Here is a 24,134-nt window from a genome sequence, read left to right on the forward strand (position 1 = left end):
GCGTTTTGAGGGCGAACGTGCCAACGGTTGTCTTTGGCGCGTCACCGCCGCGCACTATCATGGTGCGATGATTTCCGTCCGCCTTTCTCTGGCGCTCGCCGCCGCACTTTCGCTGGCCGCCTGCGCGACCCCACCTTCCACCCCGCCCCGCGCCGCCGCGGCGACCGCCGTCCCGGCACCGTCGGCCACCGCGCCCAAACTGCTGCTGGTCTCCATCGACGGGCTGCGTGCGGACATGCTCGACCGTGGCCTCAGCCCCAACCTGTCGCGGATCATCGACAGCGGCGTGCGCGCACGATGGATGACGCCGTCGTATCCGGCACTGACCTTCCCCAACCACTACACGATCGTCACCGGGCTGCGCCCGGACCACCACGGCATCATCCACAACAGCATGGAAGAAGCGGAGCTGGGCAGTTTCCGCCTGAACCTGCGCGAGGCCGTCACCGATGCGCGCTGGTGGGGCGGCGAGCCGATCTGGGTCGGCGCGGAGAAGGCCGGCGTGCGGACCGCGACGCTGTCGTGGCCGGGCAGCGAAGCCGCCATCCAGGGCGTGCGCCCGAGTCAATGGCGGGAGTACGACAGCACGATGCGCCTGCCCGACCGTGTCGATCAGGTGTTGAGCTGGCTCGGCCAGACCGACCCGCAGGCCCCGCGCCTGGTCACGCTGTACATGGAACAGGTCGATCACGCCGGCCACGGCCACGGCCCGGAGTCGCCCGAGTATGCCGCCGCCATCGGTGAGGTCGACACCGCCATCGGCCGCCTGCTGGACGGGCTGCAGGCACGCGGCCTGGCCGACAGCACCAATCTGATCGTCGTCTCCGACCACGGCATGGCCAGCGTGCCCGAAGGCCAGGTCATCGCCACCGAAGACATGGTCGACCCGTCCATCGCCAAGGACGTAACGGTGGGCCAGTCGGTCGGCTTTGCGCCGTTGCCGGGCAAGCAGCGCCAGGCCGAGAACATCCTGCTCGGTGCGCACGCACACTACGACTGCTGGCGTCGCGACGCCCTGCCGCCGCGCTGGGCGTACGGCAGCCATCCGCGCGTTCCGCCGATCCTGTGCCAGATGCACGAAGGCTGGGATGCGTTGACCCGCGAGCGCATCGCCACGCGCAAACCCGGCAACCGCGGTTCGCACGGTTACGACAATGCCCTGCCCTCGATGCGCGCGGTGTTCATCGCCCGTGGTCCGTCGTTCCAGCAGGGCAAGACCCTGCCCGGGTTCGACAACGTGGATGTCTATCCGCTGCTGACGCGTCTGCTGGGTGTCCCGGCCGCCCCCAACGATGGCGATCCCGAACGCCTGCTGCCCGCCCTGCGCTGAGGCGATTCCGGCGCGCAGGCAAAAAAAAACGCGGCGCAAGCGCCGCGTTTTTCATGGACCCGCCTGGCTGGATCAGCCGGCCTTGGCCACCGCTTTCTTGGCAACGGCCTTCTTGGCCGGCGCCTTCGTCACGGTCTTCTTGGCAACCGGCGCAGCTGCGCCCACGGCCGCCTTGCTCACGACGTGCGAACGCGAATTGCCGTAGCTGGCATTGAAGCGCTTGCCCTTGGCGGTCTTGCGGTCACCCTTACCCATGTCGTAACTCCTTAGTCTGAATGCTGCGAAATCTGATTACCCCGTACTGACACGGGTTCGGCGGGGCCGCCCTCTCAGGCGCCCCCGCGCACGATCGGAAAGCCTACCATGCGCGCTCTCAATGAGCACAGCTGGCGTCGTGGACGTGGCCGTGGTTCAGCCGCAGATTTACCAGATGGGCCACACCGACCAGCACGCCGCCCAGGGTCATCACCACCGCATGCGGCACCGCCGAGTGGTGCAGCGGGTCGTACAACAGCCCCGCCCAGAGAGCGCTCAGGCCTGGAATCAGGAAGCCCAGCGCGCGCAATGCGCCATGACGGCGCCAGCCCCAGACCAGGCTGAACAGGCCCAACAGGGTCACGAAGCTGACCAGGGCCAGCTCCACCCCGTCGCTCATCCACACGGACAGGCCCAGCGATGGCGCAGCGGCCAGCAGCACCGGAAGCACAGCGCAGTGCACGGCACACAACAGCGAGCCGGTGGCACCGAAACGATCCAGCAGATGGCGAACTCGAGCGAACAGGGGCATGACTTCCAGCAGGGTCGGCGAAGCGTTATGGAATAATATAACATCAATCCCGACGCGCACCCTGCCTCCCCCTGACTTGCCCTTTACCCGTCCCATGACGGGATTCGCGCGCCCCACCATTGATATATTGTAACAATTGACCGAAGGCCCTTGCCCTATGCGCTCCAGCTCCCTCCTGCTCAAACCCCATGCCCTCTCCCTGGCCCTTGCCGCGGCGATGCTGCCTTCGCTGGCGCTCGCCGCCGATGACGCCAGCAGCCACCGCGACCGTCACCTGACCGAACTGTCCACCGTGAAGGTCACCGCCTCGCCGCTGCAGGGCGATGCCGAATCGCTGGCCCGCCCGGTCGACGTGCTGGCCGGTGAGCGCCTGGACGAGCAGAAGGCCGGCACCCTTGGCGACACCGTGGCCAAGCTGCCCGGCGTGCAGAGCACCTTCTTCGGTCCCGGTGTCGGCCGCCCGATCATCCGCGGCCAGGAAGGCCCGCGCGTGGCGGTGCTGTCCAATGGCATGGGCAACATGGATGCCTCCACCGTCAGCGCCGACCATGCCACCAGCATCGAACCGTTCCTGGCCGATCAGATCGAAGTGCTCAAAGGACCGGCCACCCTGCTGTTCGGCAGCGGCGCAATCGGTGGTGCGGTGAACGTGGTCGATGGCCGCATCGCCCGCGAATTGCCGGACCGTCCGCTCAGCGGCCGCGCCGAACTGCGTGGCAACTCGGTCAACGACGAGCGCAGCGGGATGTTCCGGCTGGATGGTGTCAGTGGCAACGTCGTGCTGCATGTCGATGGCCTGGTCCGCAATGGCGATGACTACCGGATTCCCGGCTATGCCGTGATCGATGGCCTGGAAGACCACAGCGGCCACGACCACGAGGAAGGCGATTCGGACGAGCCGCGCCGCGGCCGCCTGGACAACAGCTCGGTCCGCACCCGCGCCGGCGGCGTCGGTGCCACGTGGCTGGGCGATGACGGCTACTTCGGCGTCTCGGCCAGCACCTACCGCACCAACTACGGCATTCCCAACGGCGCGCACGTGCATGCCGAGGACGACCACGGTCATGACCACGATCATGATCACGACCATGGCGACGAGGAAGAAGGTGACGAGCATGACGTCCGCATCGACATGGTGCAGAACCGCTTCGAGACCAAGGCCGGCATTTACAACCCGGTCTCGTTCCTGAAGAACATCAACGCACGCGTGGCCTATACCGATTACGAACACGTGGAGCTGGAGGCCGGCACCCCGGCCACCCGCTTCACCAACCGGGGCATCGAAGGCCGCCTGGAAGCCGTGCAGGAGCAGATCGGCGGCTGGGATGGCGCGTTCGGACTGCAGTTCGGCAACAGTGATTTCGGCGCCAAGGGTGAAGAGGCGTTCGTTCCGGATACCGGCACGAAGAACATCGGCCTGTTCGTCCTGCAGGAAAAGCAGTTCGGCCCGTTCAAGCTGGAACTGGGCGGCCGCCACGACCAGGTCAAGCTGGACCCGACCGGTGATTACCGCGCCCGCAGGTTCGACGCCACCAACCTCTCCGCGGCCGGCATCTGGACGCTCAACGACGCCGTCGACCTGCGCTTCGGCATCGACAGCTCCGAGCGCGCCCCGACCAACGAAGAGCTGTACGCCGCGGGTGCGCACATCGCCACCCGTTCGCTGGAAATCGGCGATGCCAACCTGAAGACCGAGCGCGGCCAGCGCGTCGAGCTGGGCATCCACACCCACAGCGACCGCGTCGACTTCTCCGCCTCGATCTACCAGACCAGGTTCAAGGACTTCATCTACCTGGCCGACACCGGCGTGGTCGAATCGCTGCCGGTCCGCCTGTGGACCCAGCAGGACGCCACCTTCAAGGGCGCCGAAGCCGAAGCCCTGTTCCATCTCTTCGAAGGCAACGCAGGCGACTGGGATCTGCGGGTGTTCGGCGACTATGTGAAGGCGGAGCTGGACGGCAGTGGCAGCCGCAACGTGGACATCGCCGTGCCGCACGGCGACCACAACCACAATTACAGCGTGGAGTTGGCCAACACCGGTTACCTGCCGCGGATCGCGCCGGGCCGGGTGGGCGCGGACCTGCGCTGGTCGCGTGACGGCTGGCGGGCATCGGTGGGCGCGGTGCGTTACAGCAGCCAGAAGGATGTGGCGCAGAACGAGGATCCGAGCAAGGGCTACACGCTGGTGGACGCACACCTGGCCTACCGCTGGGACCGCAACGACAGCAATAGTTACGAGATCTTCCTGGACGGCAGCAACCTGACCAACCAGGAAGTGCGCCCGCACACCTCGCTGCTGCGCGACTACTCCCCCCTGCCGGGCCGCGGCGTCGCCTTCGGCATCCGCGCGTACTTCTGATCGACTTGCGGGATTTCTGTATCGCTAAAGGGGGGCCGAATGGCCCCTCCTTTTGTCGCAAATGGCACGAACTTCAAAGGAGTGGTGCGCCTCCACCAGATCCCCATCGGCGCCTCAGCTAGACTTATCCAGAATGCGATTCAATGTTCAACTGTAGGAGACATCCACATGGCTCTGAGCCTCGGCGCGGATCTGGAAGAGCGCTTCCTTGCCATAGCCAAGCGCGGGAGAACCGCGTGGCTGACGGGAGATATTGCTGAGGCGGAGCATCATTTCCTTGAAGGCTGGGGAATGATCCCTGAGCCGAAATCTGCGTATGACTACGGGCAGATGTCATCGTATGGCATTGCGGTCTTCTATCGCGACACCGCCCAGTTTGAGAAGGCCAAGGAGTGGGCAGCGATGGCCAGAAACACTTATGGGGAAGGCGAAGCCTCGACCGAGTACATGGATGAGCTTGCCGCCACCATCGAGTTCGAATCGGGAAACCTGGATGCGGCCTTCGCCCTGTTCGAGCCTCAGTATCGGAAGTACGGCCGTCGCGTCTTTGAGGGCCATAAGAAGGAGTTCATCGATTTTATCAAGAGCAGAAAGAAGACAGGATAAGCGCCCAGCGCGTGGAACTTGGCATCCGCCTCCACAGCGAGCGCCTGGACTTCTCTGCGACTACCAGACCAAATTCACGGACTTCATCCACCTGGCCGACACCGACGCTAACCAAAACCTGCCGGTCCGTCCGCGCCTTGACTCAGCAGGACGCGGTGTTTCCGCGGATCCTCGGCGTCGCGTTCGGCATCCGCGCGTACTTCTGATCGAGTCATTGGGTGGTTGTGTTACCCGAGGGGGCCGAAAGGCCCCCTTTTTTGTGCGCGGCCATCGGCGTGCTTTGCCCTGCCCGCACACTGTGGCAACGTGCACACCGAGCGTGCCGTTCGCCCACGCCCTGCCTGCCGGAGCCGACGCATGAGTACGTCCACCGCCGCCACGCGTGCCCCCTCCATGCACTGGGGGCTGTTGGTCGCCGCCTCGGCCATTCTCATGGTCACCATGGGCGTGCGCCAGACCTCCGGCCTCTATGTCGACCCGATCCATCGCGGCACCGGCGTGAGCATCGTCGAGATCAGCTTCGCGCTGGCCATCGGCCAGTTTGTCTGGGGCGCGGTGCAACCCGTCTTTGGCGCCGTTGCCGACCAGCGCGGCGCATTGCCCGTGCTCATCGTCGGCGCCCTGCTGCTGGCGGCCGGGCTGCTGCTCGCCCCGCTGCTGACCAGCCCGCTGGGAATGACCTTCACCCTTGGCCTGCTGATGGCCGCCGGTGCCGGAGCCGGCAGCTTCTCGGTCCTGATCGGCGCCACTGCCCACCGTCTTCCGGCCGAGAAGCGATCATTCGCCGCCGGTCTCATCAATGCCGGCGGCTCGCTGGGCCAGTTCGTGTTCGCGCCGCTGGTCCAATGGATCATCGGCACCGCCGGCTGGGCGCGCGCCATGATCACCATGGCCGTCATCACCCTGCTCTCAGTGCCCTTGGCCTGGCCGCTGCGGCGTCGCGCCGGTGACCATGCGCCTGCTGCCGGTGCCACCGATGACGGGGGCCTGCGCGCACAACTGCGCATCGCCCTGCGCGACCGCAGCTACTGGTACCTGCACCTGGGCTTTTTCACCTGCGGCCTGCACATCGCGTTCCTGGTCACCCATCTGCCCGGCGAAATCGCGCTGTGCGGCCTCTCGCCCACCGTCGCCTCGTCCTCCATCGCCCTGATCGGCCTGTTCAACGTCGCCGGCAGCCTGATCATTGGCGCGCTCGGTCAGCGCTACCGCATGAAGTACCTGTTGTTCTGGATGTACACCAGCCGGGCCGTGATGATCGGGGTCTACCTCGTTGCGCCGCCCACCCCGCTCACCTTCTACGTCTTCTCCGCCGCGCTCGGCTTCACCTGGCTGGCCACGGTGCCGCCCACCGCCGGCCTGGTCGGCAAGCTGTTCGGCCCGCGCTATCTGGGTACGTTGTTCGGCCTGACCCTGCTTTCGCACCAGTTGGGCGGCTTCTTCGGGGCGTGGCTCGGCGGCCTGGCGCTGGCCCACACCGGCAACTATCTATGGATGTGGTATGCGGACATGGGCCTGGCCGTGATCGCCGCGCTGATCAACCTGCCGATCCGCGAAGCCCGCCTCGGCTGCCACGGCCTGCCTGCGCCGCGCTGAACTCACCCGCCATCGACATTGCCCAGCGCGCGCCAACCAGGACGCGCCGAACCCGACACGCCCCCTTCCGCGCCGGACAGTTCTGTCCGATGATGCGTACATGCCTACCCAACGTGCCGATGCGGCGGCCCGCCGCGCCCAGATCCTCGACGCTGCCGATGCCGTGTTCGGCCAGCATGGCGTGAACGCACCGCTGGACCTGGTGGTCGAACGTGCCCAGGTCGGCCGGGCCACGCTGTACCGCAACTTCCCCGACCGCACTGCACTGGTCGAGGCGCTGCTCCAGCGCACCGTCAACCGCATCGCGCGCCAGGTACAGAGCCTGGGCGATCGCGACGACGCGCTGTTCGAGGTGCTCGAAGGCATGGCCAACCGAATCGTCCAGTCGCCCGCGCTGTCGGACTACTGGCGCGCGGTGGATCCCGATCAGATACCGATCCGGGCCGCGCGCGAGACCATCTACGAACTGCTGCGCGAACCGATCGCCCGCGCGGTCGCCGCCGGCCTGTGCCGCCCGGACCTGGAAACGACGGACATTTCACTCATCTCAGGCATGCTGGGAGCCGCGCTGCGTGGCAAGACGCGTGACGAACGCGCCCGGCTGGCCACGCGCGCCCTGCAATTGCTGCGTGGCGGATTGCGGGGGCCTGCCGACGGGGAGGGATGATGCCGCAGTACCTCAAGCCGGTTCCGGACTGGGAGGAGCACGAAAAACCGACCCTGCCGGGCTCGGCTTCGATGCCGTGGCATCCGCCGCACCGCCGCCTCGCCTACGCCCTGGTCGCGCTGCTGGTCGGCATCACCGGCGGCCTGGGCAACGCCCTGGTCAGCGCCAACCTGCCGTTCCTGCAGGGCCAGCTCGGGCTGACCCCGGCGCAGGGCAGCTGGCTGGTGGCCGCCTATGCGATGGTCAATGTCACCGCCAACCTGCTGGCCTTCAAGTTCCGCCAGCAGTACGGCATCCGCCTGTTCGCCGAGATCGGGCTGGGCCTGTATGCCGCGCTTGCGGTACTGCACCTGTTTGTCGGCACCTTTGAAACCACCGTGCTGATGCGCGCGGCCAGCGGCTTCGCCGGCGCGGCCTGCAGCACCCTGGGCACGCTGTACATGCTGCAGTCGCTGCCGCGCAAATACACCGGCAACCTGCTGGTGATCGGCGTCGGTATCGCGCAGTTGGCCGTGCCGATCGCCTGGCTGGTCTCGCCGGGCCTGGTCGATACCGGGCAGTGGCACAACCTGTATCTGTTCGAAGCCGGTCTGGCGCTGTGTGCGTTCGCTGCCGTGGTGGTGCTCAAGCTGCCGCCCGGTGCGCAGATCAAGGCCTTCGAGCCGCTGGACTTCCTCACCTTTGCCCTGCTTGCTCCCGCGGTCGGCTTGCTCGTGGTGGTGCTCGCGCAGGGCTACACGCGCTGGTGGCTGGACACGCCATGGCTGGGCTGGGCGCTGGTCGCCTCGATCGCGCTGTCCACCACCGCTTTCATCATCGAACACTACCGCCGCAATCCGCTGCTGCAGACGCGGTGGTTGGCCAGCCTGCCGGTGATCCACTTCATCATCGGCGCGTTCCTGATCCGCTTCCTGACCACCGAGCAGTCCTACGGCGTGGTCGGCCTGATGCGCACGCTGGGCATGGGCCCGGACCAGATGCGCCCGTTGTTCGCGGTGATCCTGGCCGGCGTGATCACCGGCATCGCCGCCAGCTCGCTGACCTTCGGGCCGAAGCGGCTGATCCCGCAGCTGCTGATGGCGATCCTGCTGCTCGGCAGCGCCGCCCTGCTCGACCAGAGCCGCACCAGCCAGGACCGTCCCCACGACTTTTTCGCCAGCCAGTTCCTGGCCTCGGTCGGCGCCGGCATGTTCATGGGACCGCTGATCATGCTCGGCATCACCCAGGCGCTGAAACAGGGCGTGGACCACATGATCACCTTCCTGGTCACGCTCTCCATCACCCAGACCCTGGGCGGTCTGGCCGGCTCGGCCGTGCTGGGCACCTATCAGCTGCACCGCGAACAGGTGTATTCCGGCGCGCTGGTCAGCCAGCTGGATCCGGCCGACAACGTGGTCGCCCAGCGCCTGAAGCAGCAACAACAGGTTTACGCCAGGCTGATCACCGATCCGGTGCAGCGCAGCGCGCAGGGCACCGCGCAGCTGGCCCAGATCACCCGCCGCGAAGCCAACGTGCGCGCGTTTAATGACGTGTTCGCGCTCAGCGGCCGCGTCGCGCTGGTCTTCCTGGGCTGGTTGCTGCTGCTGGCGGTCCGCACCGCCGTGCTCAAGCAATGGCGCAAACGCCACGCGCCGACACCTCCCCTTTCCGCGCCGACGCCTGGCAGCGTCGCGCCCCGATGAGCCCGCCCATGTCGACCCAACCTCCGCACGACGATAACGCCCCGGAAAACGTCAATCCGCCGCCACCGACCGACGCCGCGCCCGCTCCCGCGCCGCCACCGGCGGCCGCGCCCTCCGGCGTGCCCAAGTACCTCAAGCCGAGCCTGCGGAGTGTCATCATCATGATCGTGATCGCGCTGATCGGCATCGCACTGATCCTGCGCGCGTGGTCGCTGTGGCCGTTCGAAACCTCGCGGGTGACCACCGACAACGCCTATGTGCGCGGCCAGATCACCGTGCTGGCACCACAGGTCAGCGGCTACGTCACCGAGGTGCTGGTGAAGGACTTCCAGCACGTCAAACAAGGCGAACCGCTGCTGCGCATCGACGACCGCATCTACCGCGAGAAAGTCGTCCAGGCCGAAGCCGATCTGGACAGCGCCAAGGCAGCGCTGGCCAACTCCGATCAGTCGCAGGCGCAGAACCGCGCGCAGATCCAGGCGGCGCAGGCCAACCTCTCCGCCGGCCAGGCCGAGCTCTCGCGCTCGCGCACCGAACTCAAGCGCTACGAAGAGCTTGCCGCCCAGCAGCTGGTCGCCCTCAACGACCGCGACAAGTTCCGCACCACCACCCAGTCCGCGCAGGCCAGCGTACTGCAGTCGCAGGCGCAGATCCGCATCGCCGAAGAAACCCTGACCTCCACCCAGGTTGCCCGCAAAGGCCTGGAAGCCCGCGTCGAAACCGCCCAGGCCCAGCTGGAGCTGGCGAAGATCGACCTCGCCAACACCGTGATCCAGGCGCCGCGCGACGGCCAGGTCAGCGAGGCCTCGGTGCGCCTGGGCCAGTACGTCACGGCCGGCTCGCAGCTGCTGTTCCTGGTGCCCGACACCCTGTGGGTGGTCGCCAACTTCAAGGAAGGCCAGACCTGGAAGATGCGCATCGGGCAACCGGCCACCTTCTCCGTGGATGCCTTCGACGGTCAGAAACTGCATGGCCACGTCGAACAGATCGCCCCGGCGACGGGCTCGGAGTTCAGCGTCCTGCGTCCGGACAACGCCAGCGGCAACTTCACCAAGGTGGTCCAGCGCCTGCCGATCCGCATCGCCATCGACCCGGACCAACCGCTGGCCCCGCGCCTGCGCCCTGGCATGTCGGTGATCGTCAAGGTGGATACCGCCGCAGAAGTAAATGAGCCGGCCGGTGCGAAGCGGTGACGCGCTTGCAGCCTTTCCTCGCCCCAGGCTGCGTTACATCCGCTCTCGTGCAGAAACGAAAACGCCGCGCAGATGCGCGGCGTTTCAACATCAACAGCGTACCGACCAACGGTCGGTACCTACCGGCGGATGCAGCACCCTGCGGTCGGTACCTGCCTTACCCCGCACACCGCGCGCACAGGCCATGCACTTCCAGCGTCTGCGCCTGCGGCTGGAACCCGAGCTCCTTGGCCCGCTTTTCCAGCTGACTGACGATTTCCTTGTCCTCCAGCTCCACCGCGCTGTGGCAGCTGTTGCAGATCAGGAACGGCACCGAATGCTGGGCACTGCTCGGATGGTGGCAGGCCACGAAGGCATTCACCGATTCCAGCTTGTGCACGAAGCCATTGGCCATCAGGAAATCCAGCGCGCGGTACACCGTCGGCGGGGCGTCGGCACCGACGCCCTTGCCATTGCGCACCCACTCCAGCAACTCATACGCCTTGACCGGTTTCCCGGCCTCGGCGATCAGGCGCAGCACGTTCGCGCGGATCGGCGTCAGCCGCAGCCCGCGTTCCGAGCACACGCGTTCGACCACCTTCACGAAGTCGGAGGCGTCGTGAACGTGATGGTGCGGAGCGGTACAAGCGGTCTTGGCGGACATGCGCGGTCTCCTGTGGTCAGGCCGTCGGTACTTTAGTGAGTGCGACCTCGATGCGTTTCAAGGCCTCTTCACGCCCGGCCAGGAACACCGTCTGCGAAATGTCGGGGCTGACCTGGGTGCCGGTGATGGCCACGCGCAGCGGCTGGGCCACCTTGCCCATGCCGATCTCCAGCGCCGTGGCGACGTCGTGCAGTGCCGCCGAAACGCTCTCCACCGTCCACTCGCCGGCCGCGCCCAACAGCTCGCGGGCCTTGCCCAGCGCCAGTTCCGCACCCGGCTTGAAGTGCTTGGCCACCGCCGCTTCGTCGTACTCGGTCAGCGGCTGATACCAGACCACCGCCTTCTCGGCCATTTCCTTCAGCGTCTGCACGCGGTCGCGCAGCGCCACCACCACGTCCGCCGGCGCGGGACCGGCGTTCAGGTCCAGGCCCAGCTTGTTCAGCTGGTAGACCAGGTGCGGGGCAATGCTCTCCGGCGTTTCGGTCTTCAGGAAGTGCTGGTTGACCCAGCCCAGCTTGGCCATGTCCAGGCGCGCGGCCTTGGAGTTGCAGTTGGTCACGTCGAACAGATCGATCAGCTCCTGGCGGCTGAACAGCTCCTGGTCACCGTGCGACCAGCCCAGCCGGGCCAGATAGCTCAGCAGCGCGTCGGGCAGGTAGCCGGCGTCCTTGTACTGCATCACATCGGCCGCGCCGGTGCGCTTGGACAGCTTGGCGCCCTGCTCGTCCAGGATCATCGGCATATGGCCGAACTTCGGCACGGGCGCACCAATGCCCTCGTACAGATTGATCTGGCGGGGGGTGTTGTTGATGTGGTCGTCGCCGCGGATGACTTCGCTGATGCGCATGTCCCAATCATCCACCACCACCGCGAAGTTGTAGGTGGGGAACCCGTCCGGACGGAAGATCACCATGTCGTCCAGTTCGCTGTTGGCGATCTCGATACGGCCCTTGATCAGGTCGTCGAACACCACCGTGCCCTCCAGCGGATTCTTGAAGCGGATCACGCGGTTCGGGTCGTCCTTGTACGGCAGGCCCAGATCGCGCGCGGCGCCGTTGTAACGCGGCTTTTCCTGCTTGGCCATGGCGGCCTCGCGCATCGCGTCCAGTTCTTCCCTGGTCTCGTAGGCGTAATACGCCTTGCCCTGCGCGACCAGCTGCTCGGCCACTTCCTGGTAACGGGCCACGCGCTGGGTCTGGTAGATCGGGCCTTCGTCATAGCCCAGGCCCAGCCATTCCATCGCCTCCAGGATCGCGTCGATCGCGCCCTGGGTGCTGCGCTCGCGGTCAGTGTCTTCAATGCGCAGCACGAATTCGCCGCCACGGTGACGGGCCTCCAGCCAGCAGTACAGCGCAGTGCGGGCGCCACCGATGTGCAGGTAACCGGTGGGACTGGGGGCAAAACGGGTGCGGCAGGTCATGGGGGGCTCAGGGCGGGAAACGGGAATCCCGGCAATTTTACCCCGCCCCGGCCGCAAACCGGGCACTCCTCGCCCGGGATGGCGTGGACCGCCCGTTCCAGGCAGTCCACGCGTTGGCCCTCAGGGGGTCAGCAACGGCTTGCGCGGCAGCTTTTCATCGCGCATCGCCGCGTTGTAGACGAACGAAGCCACGATGGCGGCGGCCTGCTTCAGGTCTTCCGGCTCGGCGTGGTCCCAGGTATCCAGGTTGCTGTGGTGGACGTTGGTGAAGTAGTCCAGCCGGTCCTGGATGAACTGGAATCCGGGCAGGCCCACGCGGTCGAATGCGATGTGGTCGGTGCTGCCGGTATTGCGGGTCGCCACGGTGGTCGCGCCCACGTCATGGAACGGGGCCAGCCACGCTTCGAAGATCGGCACCGCGGCCAGGTTCTCCTGCGCGTAGATGCCGCGGAAGCGGCCCGAGCCGTTGTCCATGTTGAAGTACGCCGAGAACTTGTCGTAATCGCGCTGGCGCTGCAGGGCACCGGTCGGCTCACGCATCGAGGCCGGCAGCTTGAGCTGCGCCGGGTCGGTGGGCTCGGGGTAGCGCGCGAAATGCTTGGACACGTAATCCTGCGAACCGATCAGGCCCTGCTCCTCGCCACTCCACAGCGCCACGCGGATGGTGCGCTTGGGCTTGGCGCCCACCGCCTTGAGGATGCGCATGGCTTCCATCATCACCGCCACGCCGGCGGCGTTGTCGGCTGCGCCGGTGCCGGTGTGCCAGGAATCCATGTGCGCGCCCAACATGACGATCTCGTCCGCCTTGCCGCTGCCGCGGATTTCGGCCAGCGTGTTGTAGCCGGGCTTGTCCTGCTCGTCGGTAAAGCGGGCCTCGACATTCACCCGCAGCTTGACCGCCTGCTTCTGGTCCACCGCGCGCACCAGCTGGTTGTAGTGCTCGGCCATCATCGCCAGCTCGGGCACACCGACCGGTTCACCGGCTTTGCGCGAGCCGCCGCCACCGACACGGATGATCCCGTTGTCCCAGCCGCTGATGCTGATCGTGGCCAGCACGCCCTGCTCGGCGAAGAACGCATTGGTGGCGCGGGTCAGCTCCTGCTTTTCAAGGTATTCCTTGGCCTTCTTGGCACGGTCGGCCTTGGCATCGGCCACATCCTTGGGCACCGCGAAGACCTGCAGCTCGGCCAGGCCGGCGTCGTCGTGGCGGTGCGAATCGGACGTGGTGGCCCGCTCGTAATCGCGTGCATCGTTGAGCAGCAGGATCTTGCCGGCGAGCTTGCCCTTGTACTGATCCAGGTCGGCCAGCTTCTTGATCTCGACCTTGATCACCTCGCCTTCCACGGGGCCGTTGGTGCCCGGGGTCCAGGCCTTCGGCAGCGCATACAGCGGCGCCACGCGCGGGCTCAGCAGTTCCACGCTGGCGTTGCTGAACTCCCAGCCGCGGCCGAATGCATCGAAGGCCTCGTCATGCACATTGACCAGGCCCCACTCGTTGAACTTGCTGCGGGTCCAGGTATTGGCCTCGCCCATGGCCGGGGAATTGGTCAGGCGCGGACCGATCTGCTCGGTCAGATGGCTGAAGGTCGCCATCACCTGCGACCGGTGGAAGGCTTCCTGGCGGATGCGGCTGACCATGTCCAGGTCCACCGTTTCCTTCGTCTGTGCACCGGCGACGCCGCTCAGTGCCAATGCCACGCTCAACATGCCCCACTTGAACACGATTACCCCCGCCTCTCGGCCAGACCACGAACAATCCCCGAGTCTATCCAGCACGGGGCCGGTGCCCCCGGGCCAAGAGTCATGGTCATTCCATCCAGCCGTACCAGAGCTGGCTGCGGGTGGGCAGCACCAGCAGCCAGCGGCTGCGGTCCACCGAGGCGCTGGCGTAGACCGGGGCATGCACCGGCCAGTCACCCGGCAGCCCGCGGATGCCGATCTCGCGCAAGGCCTGCGCGCCTTCGCGCCACGGCCGGTACGCGCCACACCAGTGCGGGATCGGCAGGCGCCCACGCGCCTGCCGTGCCTGTTCCAGGAAGCCAAGCCCGTGTGCGGCGATGGCCGCGCAGGTGGCCGGCGCCAGGCCGAAGCGCACCAGCCCCGGCGCTCCCTGCACGCCGGGCAGCGCCATCAACGGTGAGGGCCAGCCCGAAGCCTCCCCCTCCAGGAGCGAGGCCACCTCCAGCCGGGCGGGGAGCGCCCGGCGCACACGTTCGTGCAGACAGCGATGCAGGCTCATCATCGTTGCTCAGCTCAGGCGTGCGCCGAGTTCGTACCAATCCACCCGGCGGGTCACCCACATCACCGCGGCCAGCACGCCGAACAACAGCAGCGAGCCCATCAGCAGCGCGTTGTTCTCCGAGATCAGCAGGCCATACAGCGCGCCGTACAGGGCGCTGAGCATCACCGCAAACCCCAGGCCGCGTTGCCAGCTCTTCAGTACGCCGGACAGATACACGGTCTGGATGCCGATGCATGCCAGGGCCGAGAGCGCGTAGGCCTGCCAGAACGCGATGTGCTCGGAGAGGCTGAGCAGCAGCAGGAAGAAGATCGCCAGCGCCAGGCCCACCATCAGGTACTGCAGCGGATGGATGCGCAGCTGCTTGATCAGCTCGAACAGGATGAAGCCGACGAAGGTGAGCAGGATGAAGAGGATGCCGTACTTGCTGGCACGATCAGCCTGCGTATACACGTCGACCGGATTGACCAGCTCCACGCTCACGGCCTCGGCATCGATGTCCGGGCGGTTGCGCAGCTGGTGCTGGGCGCGCGACGCCAGCGAGGACACCGCCCACTGTGCATCGAAGCCCTGTGCATCCACCTTGCGCTCGTTGGGCAGGAAGCTGCCAGCGAACAGCGGATGCGGCCACGGCGAGCGCAGCGCGATGCGGCTGTCATCGCCCACCGGCACCACCGACAGCGAGCGCGTGCCATCCAGCACCAGCTCCAGCTCGACCTTGCTGCCCTTGAGCATGCCACCGCGCTCATCCTCCAGGCCCGGCAGGCCCACGTGCAGGCCAGTGCCGATGCCACTGACGCCGCCAGCGTCGGGCAGCAGCGCCAAGGCCGAGCCATCCACACGCAGGTTCGGCGAGCCGACCAGACCGCGCACGTCGGCGATGCCCACGGTCAGGAACGGGGCGCCATACACGCGGCCGGCTTTCACGGGATAGTCGTCATCGGCGAACTCGGCGCTGATCGTGGCCTTCCAGCTGTAGACCGGCACGCGGAACAGGCCGACGCGGCGCTCGTCCGGCTGCATCACGCCGTCCACCTTGAGCGTGGCCGGCATCTGCAGCCACTGCCCCTGCTCGACCTGTTTCTCCTTCTTCTTGGTGCCTGCCGCGTCCACCACCTCGACCTCGCGGGTTTCGGTCCACGGCACCACGCGGATCGGGCCGGTCAGGATCTGCGCGCCGGCACGGCTCTGCGCCACGCGCTGGTAAGCCTCGTCGCGGTAGGCCTCGCGCTCGCGGATCACGCCCTTGATCAGGCTCAGCGGAATCAGCAGCAACAGGATCAGTCCGCCCACGATGGCGAACCGCAACAGCATCTTCAGGGATTTCATGACCCGTCCTCGGTTGGGAGGGGGCCAGCTTCCCGCGCGCCGGTGTGCGGGGTTTGTGCCGACGTTGAAGTCTGTGTGAAGTGACGCGGTCAGCGCCGCGGCGGTACCGAGGGCAGCCGCGACGGCAGCCACAACACCGCCTGCGCGCCGCCCTGCTCGCGGTTGCGCAGGCTGATGCGCCCGCCGTGCAGGCGCGCCACTTCCTGCACGAAGGACAGGCCGAGGCCGGAGCTGCGCTGGCCGGTGCCCGGGCGCGCCAGCGAATAGAAGCGCTCGAACACGCGGTCGAGCGCATAGTCCGGCACGCCACTGCCGTGGTCGGCCACGGTCAGGGCGATGCCATCGCCTTCTGCGTGCGCACCGAGCGCGATGACCGTGCCGGCCGGTGAGAAGGCCACCGCGTTCTCCAGCAGATTGTTCAGTGCCTGGCGCAGCAGATAGCCATCGCCCTGGATGCTCTCGGCCCCGGCTTCCACCCGGATCGCTACGCCGGCCGCCTGCGCACGCACCGCCACCGCATCGGCCGCGGCCTGCAGCAAGGGCGCCAACGCAAGGCGCTCATGCTTCTGCAGCCAGCCGTACTGCTCGACCTCGGCCAGCGCCAGCAGCTTGTCGATGGTTTCGGTGAGGCGCTGTGCCTGGCTTTCGATGCTGCGGGCGAAATGCGCGCGGTCGGCATCCGGCAGCGGCTCCTGCAGCAGCTCGGCCGCGCCGCGGATGGCCGCCAGCGGGCTCTTCATCTCATGCGTCAACGACTGCACGTACTGCTCGACGTAGGCCTTGCCTTCCAGCTTGCGGCGCATGGTTTCCAGGGCCTGGCCCAGATCGCCGATCTCATCGCGGCGCGGCTTCGGCGGCGGGACCGGCTCCCCGGCGCTGACGGCCTTGGCATAGCGGTTGAGCCGGTTCACCCCGTGCATCAGCCACGCGGTCATCAGCAGGCCGATCAGCGCTGACAAGCCGATCAACCACGCACCGCGCTTGATGATGGCGCGCTGGCTGGCCGCGATGAAGGGATCGATGCTGCGGTTCGGCTGGGCCAGGCTGAGGACGCCGATCAAGCGGCGGCCATCGGCGGGATCGAAGATGGGCGCGGCCACGTGCATCACCGAGTGGCTATCGTCGCCGGGGGATTCCGGGCTGGACCGCGCACCGTACTCGCCGCGCAGGGTGCGATAGACATCGTTCCAGCGCGAGTTGTCGCGGCCGACATCGCGGCCGGTCGAGTCATACACCACGATGCCCTTGGCATCGGTGATGGTGACCTGGTAATCCAGCGTGCGCTTGGGAAAGCGCCATACCATCGCCTTGGGGTCGCGTCGCTGCGCACGCGCCAGGTCGGCGACGAAGCGGCCGTCGCGGATGTGCCCGGCCTTGAGATCGGCCGCCGCCATTTCCGCCAGCACGTTGGCCGCATCGACCAGGGTCGACTCCATCGCCTGGCGCACGCCCGGCTTCACTTCGTTGACGAAGATGCGCATCACGAAGAACGCGGCGATGCCCACGATCAGGAAGAAGCCCAGGAACAGTTTCAGGCCCAGCCGCATGCCTACACCTCCAGTGCGTAGCCCAGGCCACGGTGGGTGCGGATCGGGTCGGTCTCGGCACCGGCGGCACGCAGCTTGGCGCGCAGGGTCTTGACGTGGGTATCGACGGTCCGGTCGGCACTGTCGGCGTCGCTGTCCCAGCCACGGTCCATCAACTGGGCGCGGCTGAGGATCGCGCCGGGTCGCTGCAGCAGGGCGGCCATCAGCGCGTATTCGTAGCGGGTCAGATCCAGCGGCTGGTCGCCGAACCGGATCCGGCTGCCCTCGCGGTCGATCGCAAAGCGGCCGTGCTGCTGCCAGCCCGACGTCTCGGCGGGGGCCACGGCACGGCGCAGGCGCGCGCGCACCCGTGCCACCAGCTCGCGTGGCGAGAAAGGCTTGGCCATGTAGTCATCCGCACCCAGTTCCAGGCCGAGCACGCGATCGAACTCGTCGTTGCGGGCGGTCAGGAAGATCACCGGCACCTCGCTGAAGGTACGCAGGGTGCGGCAGACCTCGAAGCCACTCATGTCCGGCAGGCCGACATCCAGCACCACCACGTCGAAGGCATGCTGGCGCAGGCGGGCCAGCGCCTGCCCGCCGAGCAGGCAGTGCTCGGCACCGTAGCCTTCGCTGCGCAGCGCATACAGGACGGTGTCGGCGATGGCGGTTTCGTCCTCGACCACCAGGACGTTGTGCAGGGGGTGGCTCATGCGCGCAGCATAGCCGCTGGGCCCGCCGCCCCGTACACTGCGCCGATGAATTACCGCCACGCCTTCCATGCCGGCAACCATGCCGATGTGCTCAAGCACATCGTGCAGCTTGCCCTGCTCGACACCTTCAAGCGCAAGGACAGCCCGTTCTTCGTGCTGGACACCCACGGCGGCGCTGGCCGCTACCTGCTGGCCAGCGAGGAAAGCCGCAAGACGCTGGAGGCCGAAGATGGCGTGATGCGCCTGATGGCCCAGCCCCAGCTGCCGGCCGTGGTCGAGCGCTACCTCAAGGCGGTCCAGGCCGACAACCCGGTCGGGGCGATGATCAGCTATCCCGGCTCGCCCCTGTTGACCGCCCAGACCCTGCGCGAGCAGGACCGCATGGCCGTCTGCGAAGTGCAGGACGCCGAGGCCGCGGCGCTGAAGGCACTGTTCGCCCATGACAGCCGGGTCGGCGTGTACCACGCCGATGGCTATGCCCAGAACAAGAAACTGCTGCCGCCCAAGGCCAACGGTGTGAAGATCGGCCGCGGGCTGGTCCTGATCGACCCGCCTTACGAAGGGCAGGACGCCGAGTACCAGGCCATCCTGGCCTCGGTGACCGAGATCCTGGGGCGCTGGCCGCAGGCCAGCTTCGCGATCTGGTTCCCGATCAAGCAGCGCCGGACGATCCTGCATTTCCTGCGCAAGGCCTGCGCCCTGCCGGTGAAATCGGTGCTGACCGCCGAGCTGCTGATCCGCCCGGACGACTCCCCGCTGCGGCTCAACGGCAGCGGCATGCTGCTGCTCAACCCGCCGTGGCAGTTCGACCAGGTGCTGGCCCCGGCGATGCCGGTGCTCAAGCAGCACCTGGGCGAGGCAGGCGCCTCGACCCGCCTGCAGTGGCTCAAGCAGGCCGAATGACCCCCTGAATCCCAGGCCGGCACCCCGGCCTGGCCGGCGTTTCCCGGCCGACACGGCGTGAGTGATCCGTTCACGGAACGCTGCCCCCGGGATGCGAGAATCCGAAGACCACCAAGGAATCACCGGTATGGCTACCCGTAACCGCATGCCGCCCTGGCACGAGATTTTCAAGGCACCCAGTGGCCACGAGCTGCTGATCCGCCCCATCCGGCCCGAAGACGGCCCGCCGCTGCATGCCGCGTTCAGTCTGTTCGGTCCCGAAGAGATCCGCGACCGTTTCCTGCAGTCGGTGACCGAACTGTCGCCGGAGACGACGCAGCGCCTGACCCACCCGAATCCCAAGAGCGAAATCACCCTGGTCGCGGCCGAGTCCCTGCCCGCCGGTGAAGCCGTGGTGGGTGCGGTTGCGCGCGCCTCGATCATTCCCGGCACCCGCGAAGCCGAGTACGCGATCCTGGTCAGCCGCTTCCTGGTCGGCCAGGGCCTGGGCCGCCAGCTGATGCGCAAACTGGTCAAATGGGCGCGCGGCAAGTACCTGGATCGCCTGTACGGCGATGTCGCCGAAGAGAACGAGCCGATGAAGCAGCTGGCCGCCTCGCTGGGCTTCCAGCCGATCCCCCACCCGAACGGCACCCCGGGCCTGGTGCGCATGGTGCTGGAACTGGACAGCTGAAACGGGGGCGCGTGTCCGCGCCCTGATCCTGATCCGTAGAGCCGGCCGCTGGCCGGCTCGCGGACATCGTGCATCGCCTGGAGCCGGCCAGCGGCCGGCACTACCGCACTCCCGGTACTACCTCACTACCGGTACTACTGGTACTACAGGCACGACCGGCAACGGGATCGTCCCTGCGCTTGCCGCCGCTGGATGACGCGGCCGCCACGTTGCGGTCTGCTAAAATCGACGGTTCATGTCACGCACCTCCTATCCCGCTCCGCCGCTGCCACGTCCTGGACAGCTCCGCGCCTGGTGGCGCGCTCCCGCTTCGGCGACAGCGCTGGCGTGGTACATCGCCCGCGCGGCACAGTCGCACGACGGGCCGTTGCTGGTGGTCGCGCGCGACAACCATGGCGCGAACCAGATCGAAGCCGACCTGCACACCCTGCTGGGCAGTGCTGGCGATGTGCCGATCGTGGCCTTCCCGGACTGGGAAACCCTGCCCTACGACGCCTTCAGCCCGCACCCGGACATCATTTCCCAGCGCTTGGCGGCGCTGCACGCCCTGCCCGCGCTCAAGCGCGGCATCGTCGTGGTGCCTGTGCAGACGCTGCTGCAGCAGTTGGCCCCGCTCAAGTACGTCATCGGCGGCAGCTTCGACCTGACGGTTGGGCAGCGGCTGGATCTGGATGCGGAAAAGCGCCGTCTGGAATCGGCCGGCTACCGCAACGTGCCGCAGGTGATGGACCCGGGTGATTTCGCCGTGCGTGGCGGCCTGCTGGATGTCTATCCGATGGGTGCCGATGCGCCGCTGCGGGTGGAACTGCTGGACGAAGACATCGATTCGATCCGCGCCTTCGATCCGGAATCGCAGCGTTCGCTGGACAAGGTCGAGGCCGTGCACATGCTGCCCGGCCGCGAAGTGCCGCTGGACGATCTCAGCGTCTCGCGGGTGCTTGCTACGCTGCGCGAACGCTTCGACGTGGACACCCGCCGCAGCGCGCTGTACCAGGATCTCAAGGCCGGCATCGCACCTGCCGGCATCGAGTATTACCTGCCGCTGTTCTTCGACCAGACCGCGACCCTGCTCGATTACCTGCAGCCCAACGTGCTGCCGGTGCTCGCGCCCAACGTGTTCGAGGCCGCTGCCGCTTTCTGGGCGCAGACCCAGAACCGCTACGAACAGCGCCGCCATGATGTGGAGCGCCCGCTGCTGGCCCCGGAAGAGCTGTACGCCAGCCCGGAACAACTGCGCGCCACGCTCAACGGGCTGGCCCGGGTGGAGGTCTGGCCGCCGGATCACGACCGCATCGCCGATGCGCAGCCGCTGGGCGACCAGCCGCTGCCTCCGCTGCCGGTCGCCGCGCGTGATGCGCCGGCCGGAGAAGCGCTCAAATCCTTCATCGGGCATTACCCGGGCCGGGTGCTGATCGCCGCCGATTCCGCCGGCCGCCGCGAGGCGCTGCTGGAAGTACTGCTCGCCGCGGAGCTGAAGCCGCCGGTGGTCGCCGACCTGCCCGGCTTCCTGGCCGATGACAGCGTGCGCTTCGGCATCACCGTGGCGCCGCTTGAAGACGGCTTCGCGCTGGAGAACCCGCCGATCGCGGTGCTCACCGAGCGCCAGCTGTTCCCGGAACGGGCCGGCCAGCAGCGCCGCAGCCGCCGCGCCGGGCGCGAGCCCGAGGCGATCATCCGCGACCTCGGCGAGCTGAGCGAAGGCTCGCCGATCGTGCATGAAGACCACGGTGTCGGCCGTTACCGCGGCCTGATCGTGCTCGATGCCGGCGGCATGCCCGGCGAGTTCCTGGAAATCGAATACGCCAAGGGCGACCGCCTGTACGTGCCGGTCGCCCAGCTGCACCTGATCAGCCGCTATTCCGGTGCCTCGCCGGAAACCGCTCCGCTGCATTCGCTCGGTGGCGAGCAGTGGACCAAGGCCAAGCGCAAGGCGGCCGAAAAGGTCCGCGACGTCGCCGCCGAACTGCTGGAAATCCAGGCACGTCGCCGTGCCCGTGCCGGCCTGGCGCTGCACGTGGACCGCGCGATGTACGAGCCGTTCGCGGCCGGGTTCCCGTTCGAGGAGACGCCCGACCAGCTCGCCGCGATCGACGCGACGCTGCGCGATCTGGCCAGCAGCCAGCCGATGGACCGCGTGGTCTGCGGCGACGTCGGCTTCGGCAAGACCGAAGTCGCCGTACGCGCCGCGTTCGCCGCGGCCAGTGCAGGCAAGCAGGTGGCCGTGCTGGTGCCGACCACGCTGCTGGCCGAACAGCATTACCGCAACTTCCGCGATCGTTTCGCCGATTGGCCGCTCAAGGTGGAGGTGCTGTCGCGCTTCAAATCCACCAAGGAGATCAAGGCCGAACTGGAGAAGGTCGCGGCCGGCACCATCGATGTGATCGTCGGTACGCACCGGCTGCTGCAGCCGGACGTGAAGTTCAAGGATCTGGGCCTGGTCATCGTCGATGAAGAGCAGCGCTTCGGTGTGCGCCAGAAGGAAGCGCTCAAAGCGATGCGCGCCAACGTGCACCTGCTCACGCTGACCGCCACGCCGATCCCGCGCACGCTCAACATGGCCATGGCCGGGCTGCGCGATCTGTCCATCATCGCCACGCCGCCGCCGAACCGCCTGGCGGTCAAGACCTTCATCACCGCCTGGGACAACGCGCTGCTGCGCGAGGCGTTCCAGCGCGAGCTGGCCCGTGGTGGCCAGCTGTACTTCCTGCACAACGACGTGGAGAGCATCGGCCGCATGCAGCGCGAGCTGGCCGAGCTGGTGCCCGAGGCCCGCATCGGCATCGCGCACGGGCAGATGCCCGAGCGCGAGCTGGAGCGGGTGATGCTTGACTTCCAGAAGCAGCGCTTCAACGTGCTGCTGTCGACCACGATCATCGAATCGGGCATCGACATCCCCAACGCCAACACCATCATCATCAACCGCGCCGACCGCTTCGGCCTGGCCCAGCTGCACCAGCTGCGCGGCCGTGTCGGTCGCTCGCACCACCGTGCCTATGCCTACCTGGTGGTGCCGGACAAGCGCGCGATGACGCCCGATGCCGAAAAGCGCCTGGAGGCGATCGCCTCGATGGACGAACTTGGCGCCGGCTTTACCCTGGCCACGCACGATCTTGAGATCCGCGGTGCGGGCGAACTGCTCGGCGAAGACCAGAGCGGGCAGATGGCCGAGGTCGGTTTCAGCCTGTACACCGAACTGCTCGAACGGGCGGTGCGCAGCATCCGCCTGGGCAAACTGCCGGACCTGGATGCGGGCGAAGAAGCGCGCGGTGCCGAGGTCGAACTGCATGTGCCGGCGTTGATCCCGGACGACTACCTGCCCGACGTGCACACCCGACTGACACTGTACAAGCGCATCAGCAGCGCGCGCGACGGCGGTGAGCTGCGCGAACTGCAGGTGGAGATGATCGACCGCTTCGGCCTGCTGCCGGACCCGGCCAAGCACCTCTTCGCCATCGCCGAGCTCAAGCTGCAGGCCAACGTGCTGGGTATCCGCAAGCTGGAACTGGGCGAGAACGGTGGCCGCATCGTGTTCAATCCCAAGCCGGAGATCGACCCGATGGCGGTGATCCAGCTGATCCAGAAGCAGCCCAAGCTGTATACGATGGATGGGCCGGACAAGCTGCGCATCAAGCACCCGTTGCCGCTGCCTGAAGACCGCTTCAGTGCCGCCAAGGCATTGCTGCTGACCCTGTCCCCGCGCTGATTTCACGCCTGGCGCCGCTCGCCAGGCGGTATCTTTCCACCGGCACGGGCGGCATGCCGTCCTGCCAGGATGGCGGTCTTCCGGCCGCCCACCACCGGACGCCCCCATGTTCGACTCCCCCCGGTTCGACGCTGCCCATCCGCAGGCGTGTTCCATCGATGCCCTGTCGATGTCACTGCAGATGCGCGACCAGTACACCCGATTCCATTGCGACCGCGTCGGCCTGCTCGGCGAGCAGCTCGGCCGCCTGTGCGATCTGGATGACGCGCAGCGCGCACACCTGGCCCTGGCTGCGCGCTTCCACGACATCGGCAAGATCGGCATTCCGGACAACGTGCTGCTGCACCCGGCCCGGCTGGATGACGAACAGCGCGCGATCATGCGAACCCACCCCGAGCGCGGTGAACGCATCTTCGCCGCGACCGGGCGCAGCGACGCGGCCGAGGTGGCGCGGCTGATCCGCGCACACCACGAGGCCTTCGACGGCGGCGGGTATCCGGATGGGCTCAAAGGCAGCGCGATCCCGCTGGGTGCACGCGTGCTGACCATCGTCGATGGCTACGACGCGATGACCAGCGCCCGCCCGTACCGGGGGCCGATGCCGCATGCCAAGGCGATGGGCATTCTTGCCGACCAGCAGGGCGGCCTGATCGACCCGGAAGTGTTCGGCCTGTTCACCCGGATGATGGCCGCCACTACGTAGTCTCGGCCTGGGTTTGGCGCGAGCGTGCGGGAAAAGAAAAACCCGGCTTTCGCCGGGTTTTT

General features: G+C 67.3%; 20 protein-coding genes. 11 read left to right on the top strand and 9 right to left on the bottom strand.

Annotation, left to right across the window (positions count from 1 at the left end; translation table 11 throughout):
• The first annotated feature begins 67 nt into the window (after nucleotides 1-67).
• The gene (locus ORK51_RS10295) at nucleotides 68-1,330 is read left to right on the top strand and encodes an alkaline phosphatase family protein (protein ID WP_266084843.1); all 1,263 of its coding nucleotides are present in this window, start codon (nucleotides 68-70) and stop codon (nucleotides 1,328-1,330) included.
• Nucleotides 1,331-1,402: 72 nt separating this feature from the next.
• Here ORK51_RS10295 and ORK51_RS10300 read toward each other — a convergent pair whose 3' ends face one another.
• Nucleotides 1,403-1,585: a 30S ribosomal protein THX gene (locus tag ORK51_RS10300; protein WP_019184443.1), complete on the bottom strand. Its 183-nt coding sequence runs from the start codon at nucleotides 1,583-1,585 to the stop codon at nucleotides 1,403-1,405.
• A gap of 118 nt (nucleotides 1,586-1,703) precedes the next feature.
• A complete protein-coding gene (locus tag ORK51_RS10305; protein WP_019184444.1) occupies nucleotides 1,704-2,117 on the bottom strand; it encodes a MerC domain-containing protein in 414 nt (137 codons plus the stop codon).
• Nucleotides 2,118-2,274: 157 nt separating this feature from the next.
• Here ORK51_RS10305 and ORK51_RS10310 point away from each other — a divergent pair, with 157 nt between their 5' ends.
• The 6 genes from ORK51_RS10310 to ORK51_RS10335 all read left to right on the top strand — a co-directional run bounded on the left by ORK51_RS10310 (nucleotide 2,275) and on the right by ORK51_RS10335 (nucleotide 10,220).
• Entirely contained in the window at nucleotides 2,275-4,476 is a 2,202-nt protein-coding gene (locus tag ORK51_RS10310) for a TonB-dependent receptor (protein WP_070426909.1), read from the top strand.
• Between the two features lie 168 nt (nucleotides 4,477-4,644).
• Entirely contained in the window at nucleotides 4,645-5,082 is a 438-nt protein-coding gene (locus tag ORK51_RS10315; RefSeq protein ID WP_266084844.1) for a hypothetical protein, read from the top strand.
• 357 nt (nucleotides 5,083-5,439) lie between these two features.
• Nucleotides 5,440-6,678 carry an MFS transporter gene (locus ORK51_RS10320; protein ID WP_266084845.1) on the top strand — a complete coding sequence of 413 codons (1,239 nt, stop codon included), beginning with the start codon at nucleotides 5,440-5,442 and terminating at the stop codon, nucleotides 6,676-6,678.
• 100 nt (nucleotides 6,679-6,778) lie between these two features.
• Complete coding sequence (locus tag ORK51_RS10325) at nucleotides 6,779-7,345, top strand: TetR/AcrR family transcriptional regulator (RefSeq protein WP_019184447.1); 567 nt, start codon at nucleotides 6,779-6,781, stop codon at nucleotides 7,343-7,345.
• Entirely contained in the window at nucleotides 7,342-9,027 is a 1,686-nt protein-coding gene (locus ORK51_RS10330) for an MFS transporter (RefSeq protein WP_019184448.1), read from the top strand. Before ORK51_RS10325 ends, ORK51_RS10330 begins: the two co-directional genes overlap by 4 nt.
• Nucleotides 9,028-9,035: 8 nt before the next feature.
• The gene (locus tag ORK51_RS10335; RefSeq protein ID WP_266084846.1) at nucleotides 9,036-10,220 is read left to right on the top strand and encodes an HlyD family secretion protein; all 1,185 of its coding nucleotides are present in this window, start codon (nucleotides 9,036-9,038) and stop codon (nucleotides 10,218-10,220) included.
• 157 nt (nucleotides 10,221-10,377) lie between these two features.
• Here the strand turns inward: ORK51_RS10335 and ORK51_RS10340 are convergent, their stop codons facing one another.
• From ORK51_RS10340 to creB, 7 genes are all read right to left on the bottom strand, one after another.
• A complete protein-coding gene (locus ORK51_RS10340) occupies nucleotides 10,378-10,863 on the bottom strand; it encodes a Fur family transcriptional regulator (RefSeq protein WP_019184450.1) in 486 nt (161 codons plus the stop codon).
• A 16-nt stretch (nucleotides 10,864-10,879) separates the two neighbouring features.
• Nucleotides 10,880-12,283, bottom strand: a complete 1,404-nt coding sequence (gene gltX, locus ORK51_RS10345) for a glutamate--tRNA ligase (protein WP_266084847.1) — start codon at nucleotides 12,281-12,283, stop codon at nucleotides 10,880-10,882.
• Nucleotides 12,284-12,403: 120 nt separating this feature from the next.
• A complete protein-coding gene (locus ORK51_RS10350; protein ID WP_266084944.1) occupies nucleotides 12,404-13,990 on the bottom strand; it encodes a M28 family metallopeptidase in 1,587 nt (528 codons plus the stop codon).
• 100 nt (nucleotides 13,991-14,090) lie between these two features.
• Complete coding sequence (locus ORK51_RS10355) at nucleotides 14,091-14,522, bottom strand: hypothetical protein (protein ID WP_026069984.1); 432 nt, start codon at nucleotides 14,520-14,522, stop codon at nucleotides 14,091-14,093.
• Nucleotides 14,523-14,531: 9 nt separating this feature from the next.
• Nucleotides 14,532-15,851, bottom strand: coding sequence for a cell envelope integrity protein CreD (gene creD / locus ORK51_RS10360; RefSeq protein WP_266084848.1), 1,320 nt, complete (start codon nucleotides 15,849-15,851; stop codon nucleotides 14,532-14,534).
• 89 nt (nucleotides 15,852-15,940) lie between these two features.
• Nucleotides 15,941-17,398 (bottom strand): two-component system sensor histidine kinase CreC, encoded by a 1,458-nt coding sequence (gene creC / locus ORK51_RS10365; protein ID WP_266084849.1) that lies wholly within the window; start codon nucleotides 17,396-17,398, stop codon nucleotides 15,941-15,943.
• Nucleotides 17,399-17,400: 2 nt separating this feature from the next.
• The gene (gene creB / locus ORK51_RS10370; protein WP_070426902.1) at nucleotides 17,401-18,090 is read right to left on the bottom strand and encodes a two-component system response regulator CreB; all 690 of its coding nucleotides are present in this window, start codon (nucleotides 18,088-18,090) and stop codon (nucleotides 17,401-17,403) included.
• A 45-nt stretch (nucleotides 18,091-18,135) separates the two neighbouring features.
• Between creB and ORK51_RS10375 the strand changes: the two genes are divergently transcribed.
• The 4 genes from ORK51_RS10375 (at nucleotide 18,136) to ORK51_RS10390 (ending at nucleotide 24,072) form a co-directional block, all read left to right on the top strand.
• Nucleotides 18,136-18,993, top strand: a complete 858-nt coding sequence (locus ORK51_RS10375) for a 23S rRNA (adenine(2030)-N(6))-methyltransferase RlmJ (RefSeq protein WP_266084850.1) — start codon at nucleotides 18,136-18,138, stop codon at nucleotides 18,991-18,993.
• Between the two features lie 127 nt (nucleotides 18,994-19,120).
• The gene (locus tag ORK51_RS10380) at nucleotides 19,121-19,666 is read left to right on the top strand and encodes a GNAT family N-acetyltransferase (protein ID WP_019184458.1); all 546 of its coding nucleotides are present in this window, start codon (nucleotides 19,121-19,123) and stop codon (nucleotides 19,664-19,666) included.
• Nucleotides 19,667-19,901: 235 nt separating this feature from the next.
• Nucleotides 19,902-23,369 (top strand): transcription-repair coupling factor, encoded by a 3,468-nt coding sequence (gene mfd / locus ORK51_RS10385; RefSeq protein ID WP_266084851.1) that lies wholly within the window; start codon nucleotides 19,902-19,904, stop codon nucleotides 23,367-23,369.
• 106 nt (nucleotides 23,370-23,475) lie between these two features.
• Nucleotides 23,476-24,072 carry an HD-GYP domain-containing protein gene (locus tag ORK51_RS10390; RefSeq protein WP_019184460.1) on the top strand — a complete coding sequence of 199 codons (597 nt, stop codon included), beginning with the start codon at nucleotides 23,476-23,478 and terminating at the stop codon, nucleotides 24,070-24,072.
• The last annotated feature ends 62 nt before the right edge of the window (nucleotides 24,073-24,134 follow it).

Source organism: Stenotrophomonas sp. RIT-551, from assembly GCF_026241915.1.
Taxonomy (GTDB): Bacteria; Pseudomonadota; Gammaproteobacteria; order Xanthomonadales; family Xanthomonadaceae; genus Stenotrophomonas; species Stenotrophomonas bentonitica_A.

Coding starts and splice junctions, on each gene's coding strand:
- ORK51_RS10330 (WP_019184448.1), top strand. CDS start 7,342: ATGATGCCGCAGTACCTCAAGCCGGTTCCGGACTGGGAGGAGCACGAA.
- creC (WP_266084849.1), bottom strand. CDS start 17,398: ATGCGGCTGGGCCTGAAACTGTTCCTGGGCTTCTTCCTGATCGTGGGC.
- ORK51_RS10300 (WP_019184443.1), bottom strand. CDS start 1,585: ATGGGTAAGGGTGACCGCAAGACCGCCAAGGGCAAGCGCTTCAATGCC.
- mfd (WP_266084851.1), top strand. CDS start 19,902: ATGTCACGCACCTCCTATCCCGCTCCGCCGCTGCCACGTCCTGGACAG.
- gltX (WP_266084847.1), bottom strand. CDS start 12,283: ATGACCTGCCGCACCCGTTTTGCCCCCAGTCCCACCGGTTACCTGCAC.
- creB (WP_070426902.1), bottom strand. CDS start 18,090: ATGAGCCACCCCCTGCACAACGTCCTGGTGGTCGAGGACGAAACCGCC.
- ORK51_RS10325 (WP_019184447.1), top strand. CDS start 6,779: ATGCCTACCCAACGTGCCGATGCGGCGGCCCGCCGCGCCCAGATCCTC.
- ORK51_RS10390 (WP_019184460.1), top strand. CDS start 23,476: ATGTTCGACTCCCCCCGGTTCGACGCTGCCCATCCGCAGGCGTGTTCC.
- ORK51_RS10375 (WP_266084850.1), top strand. CDS start 18,136: ATGAATTACCGCCACGCCTTCCATGCCGGCAACCATGCCGATGTGCTC.
- ORK51_RS10310 (WP_070426909.1), top strand. CDS start 2,275: ATGCGCTCCAGCTCCCTCCTGCTCAAACCCCATGCCCTCTCCCTGGCC.
- creD (WP_266084848.1), bottom strand. CDS start 15,851: ATGAAATCCCTGAAGATGCTGTTGCGGTTCGCCATCGTGGGCGGACTG.
- ORK51_RS10380 (WP_019184458.1), top strand. CDS start 19,121: ATGGCTACCCGTAACCGCATGCCGCCCTGGCACGAGATTTTCAAGGCA.
- ORK51_RS10295 (WP_266084843.1), top strand. CDS start 68: ATGATTTCCGTCCGCCTTTCTCTGGCGCTCGCCGCCGCACTTTCGCTG.
- ORK51_RS10320 (WP_266084845.1), top strand. CDS start 5,440: ATGAGTACGTCCACCGCCGCCACGCGTGCCCCCTCCATGCACTGGGGG.
- ORK51_RS10350 (WP_266084944.1), bottom strand. CDS start 13,990: ATGTTGAGCGTGGCATTGGCACTGAGCGGCGTCGCCGGTGCACAGACG.
- ORK51_RS10305 (WP_019184444.1), bottom strand. CDS start 2,117: ATGCCCCTGTTCGCTCGAGTTCGCCATCTGCTGGATCGTTTCGGTGCC.
- ORK51_RS10340 (WP_019184450.1), bottom strand. CDS start 10,863: ATGTCCGCCAAGACCGCTTGTACCGCTCCGCACCATCACGTTCACGAC.
- ORK51_RS10315 (WP_266084844.1), top strand. CDS start 4,645: ATGGCTCTGAGCCTCGGCGCGGATCTGGAAGAGCGCTTCCTTGCCATA.
- ORK51_RS10355 (WP_026069984.1), bottom strand. CDS start 14,522: ATGAGCCTGCATCGCTGTCTGCACGAACGTGTGCGCCGGGCGCTCCCC.
- ORK51_RS10335 (WP_266084846.1), top strand. CDS start 9,036: ATGTCGACCCAACCTCCGCACGACGATAACGCCCCGGAAAACGTCAAT.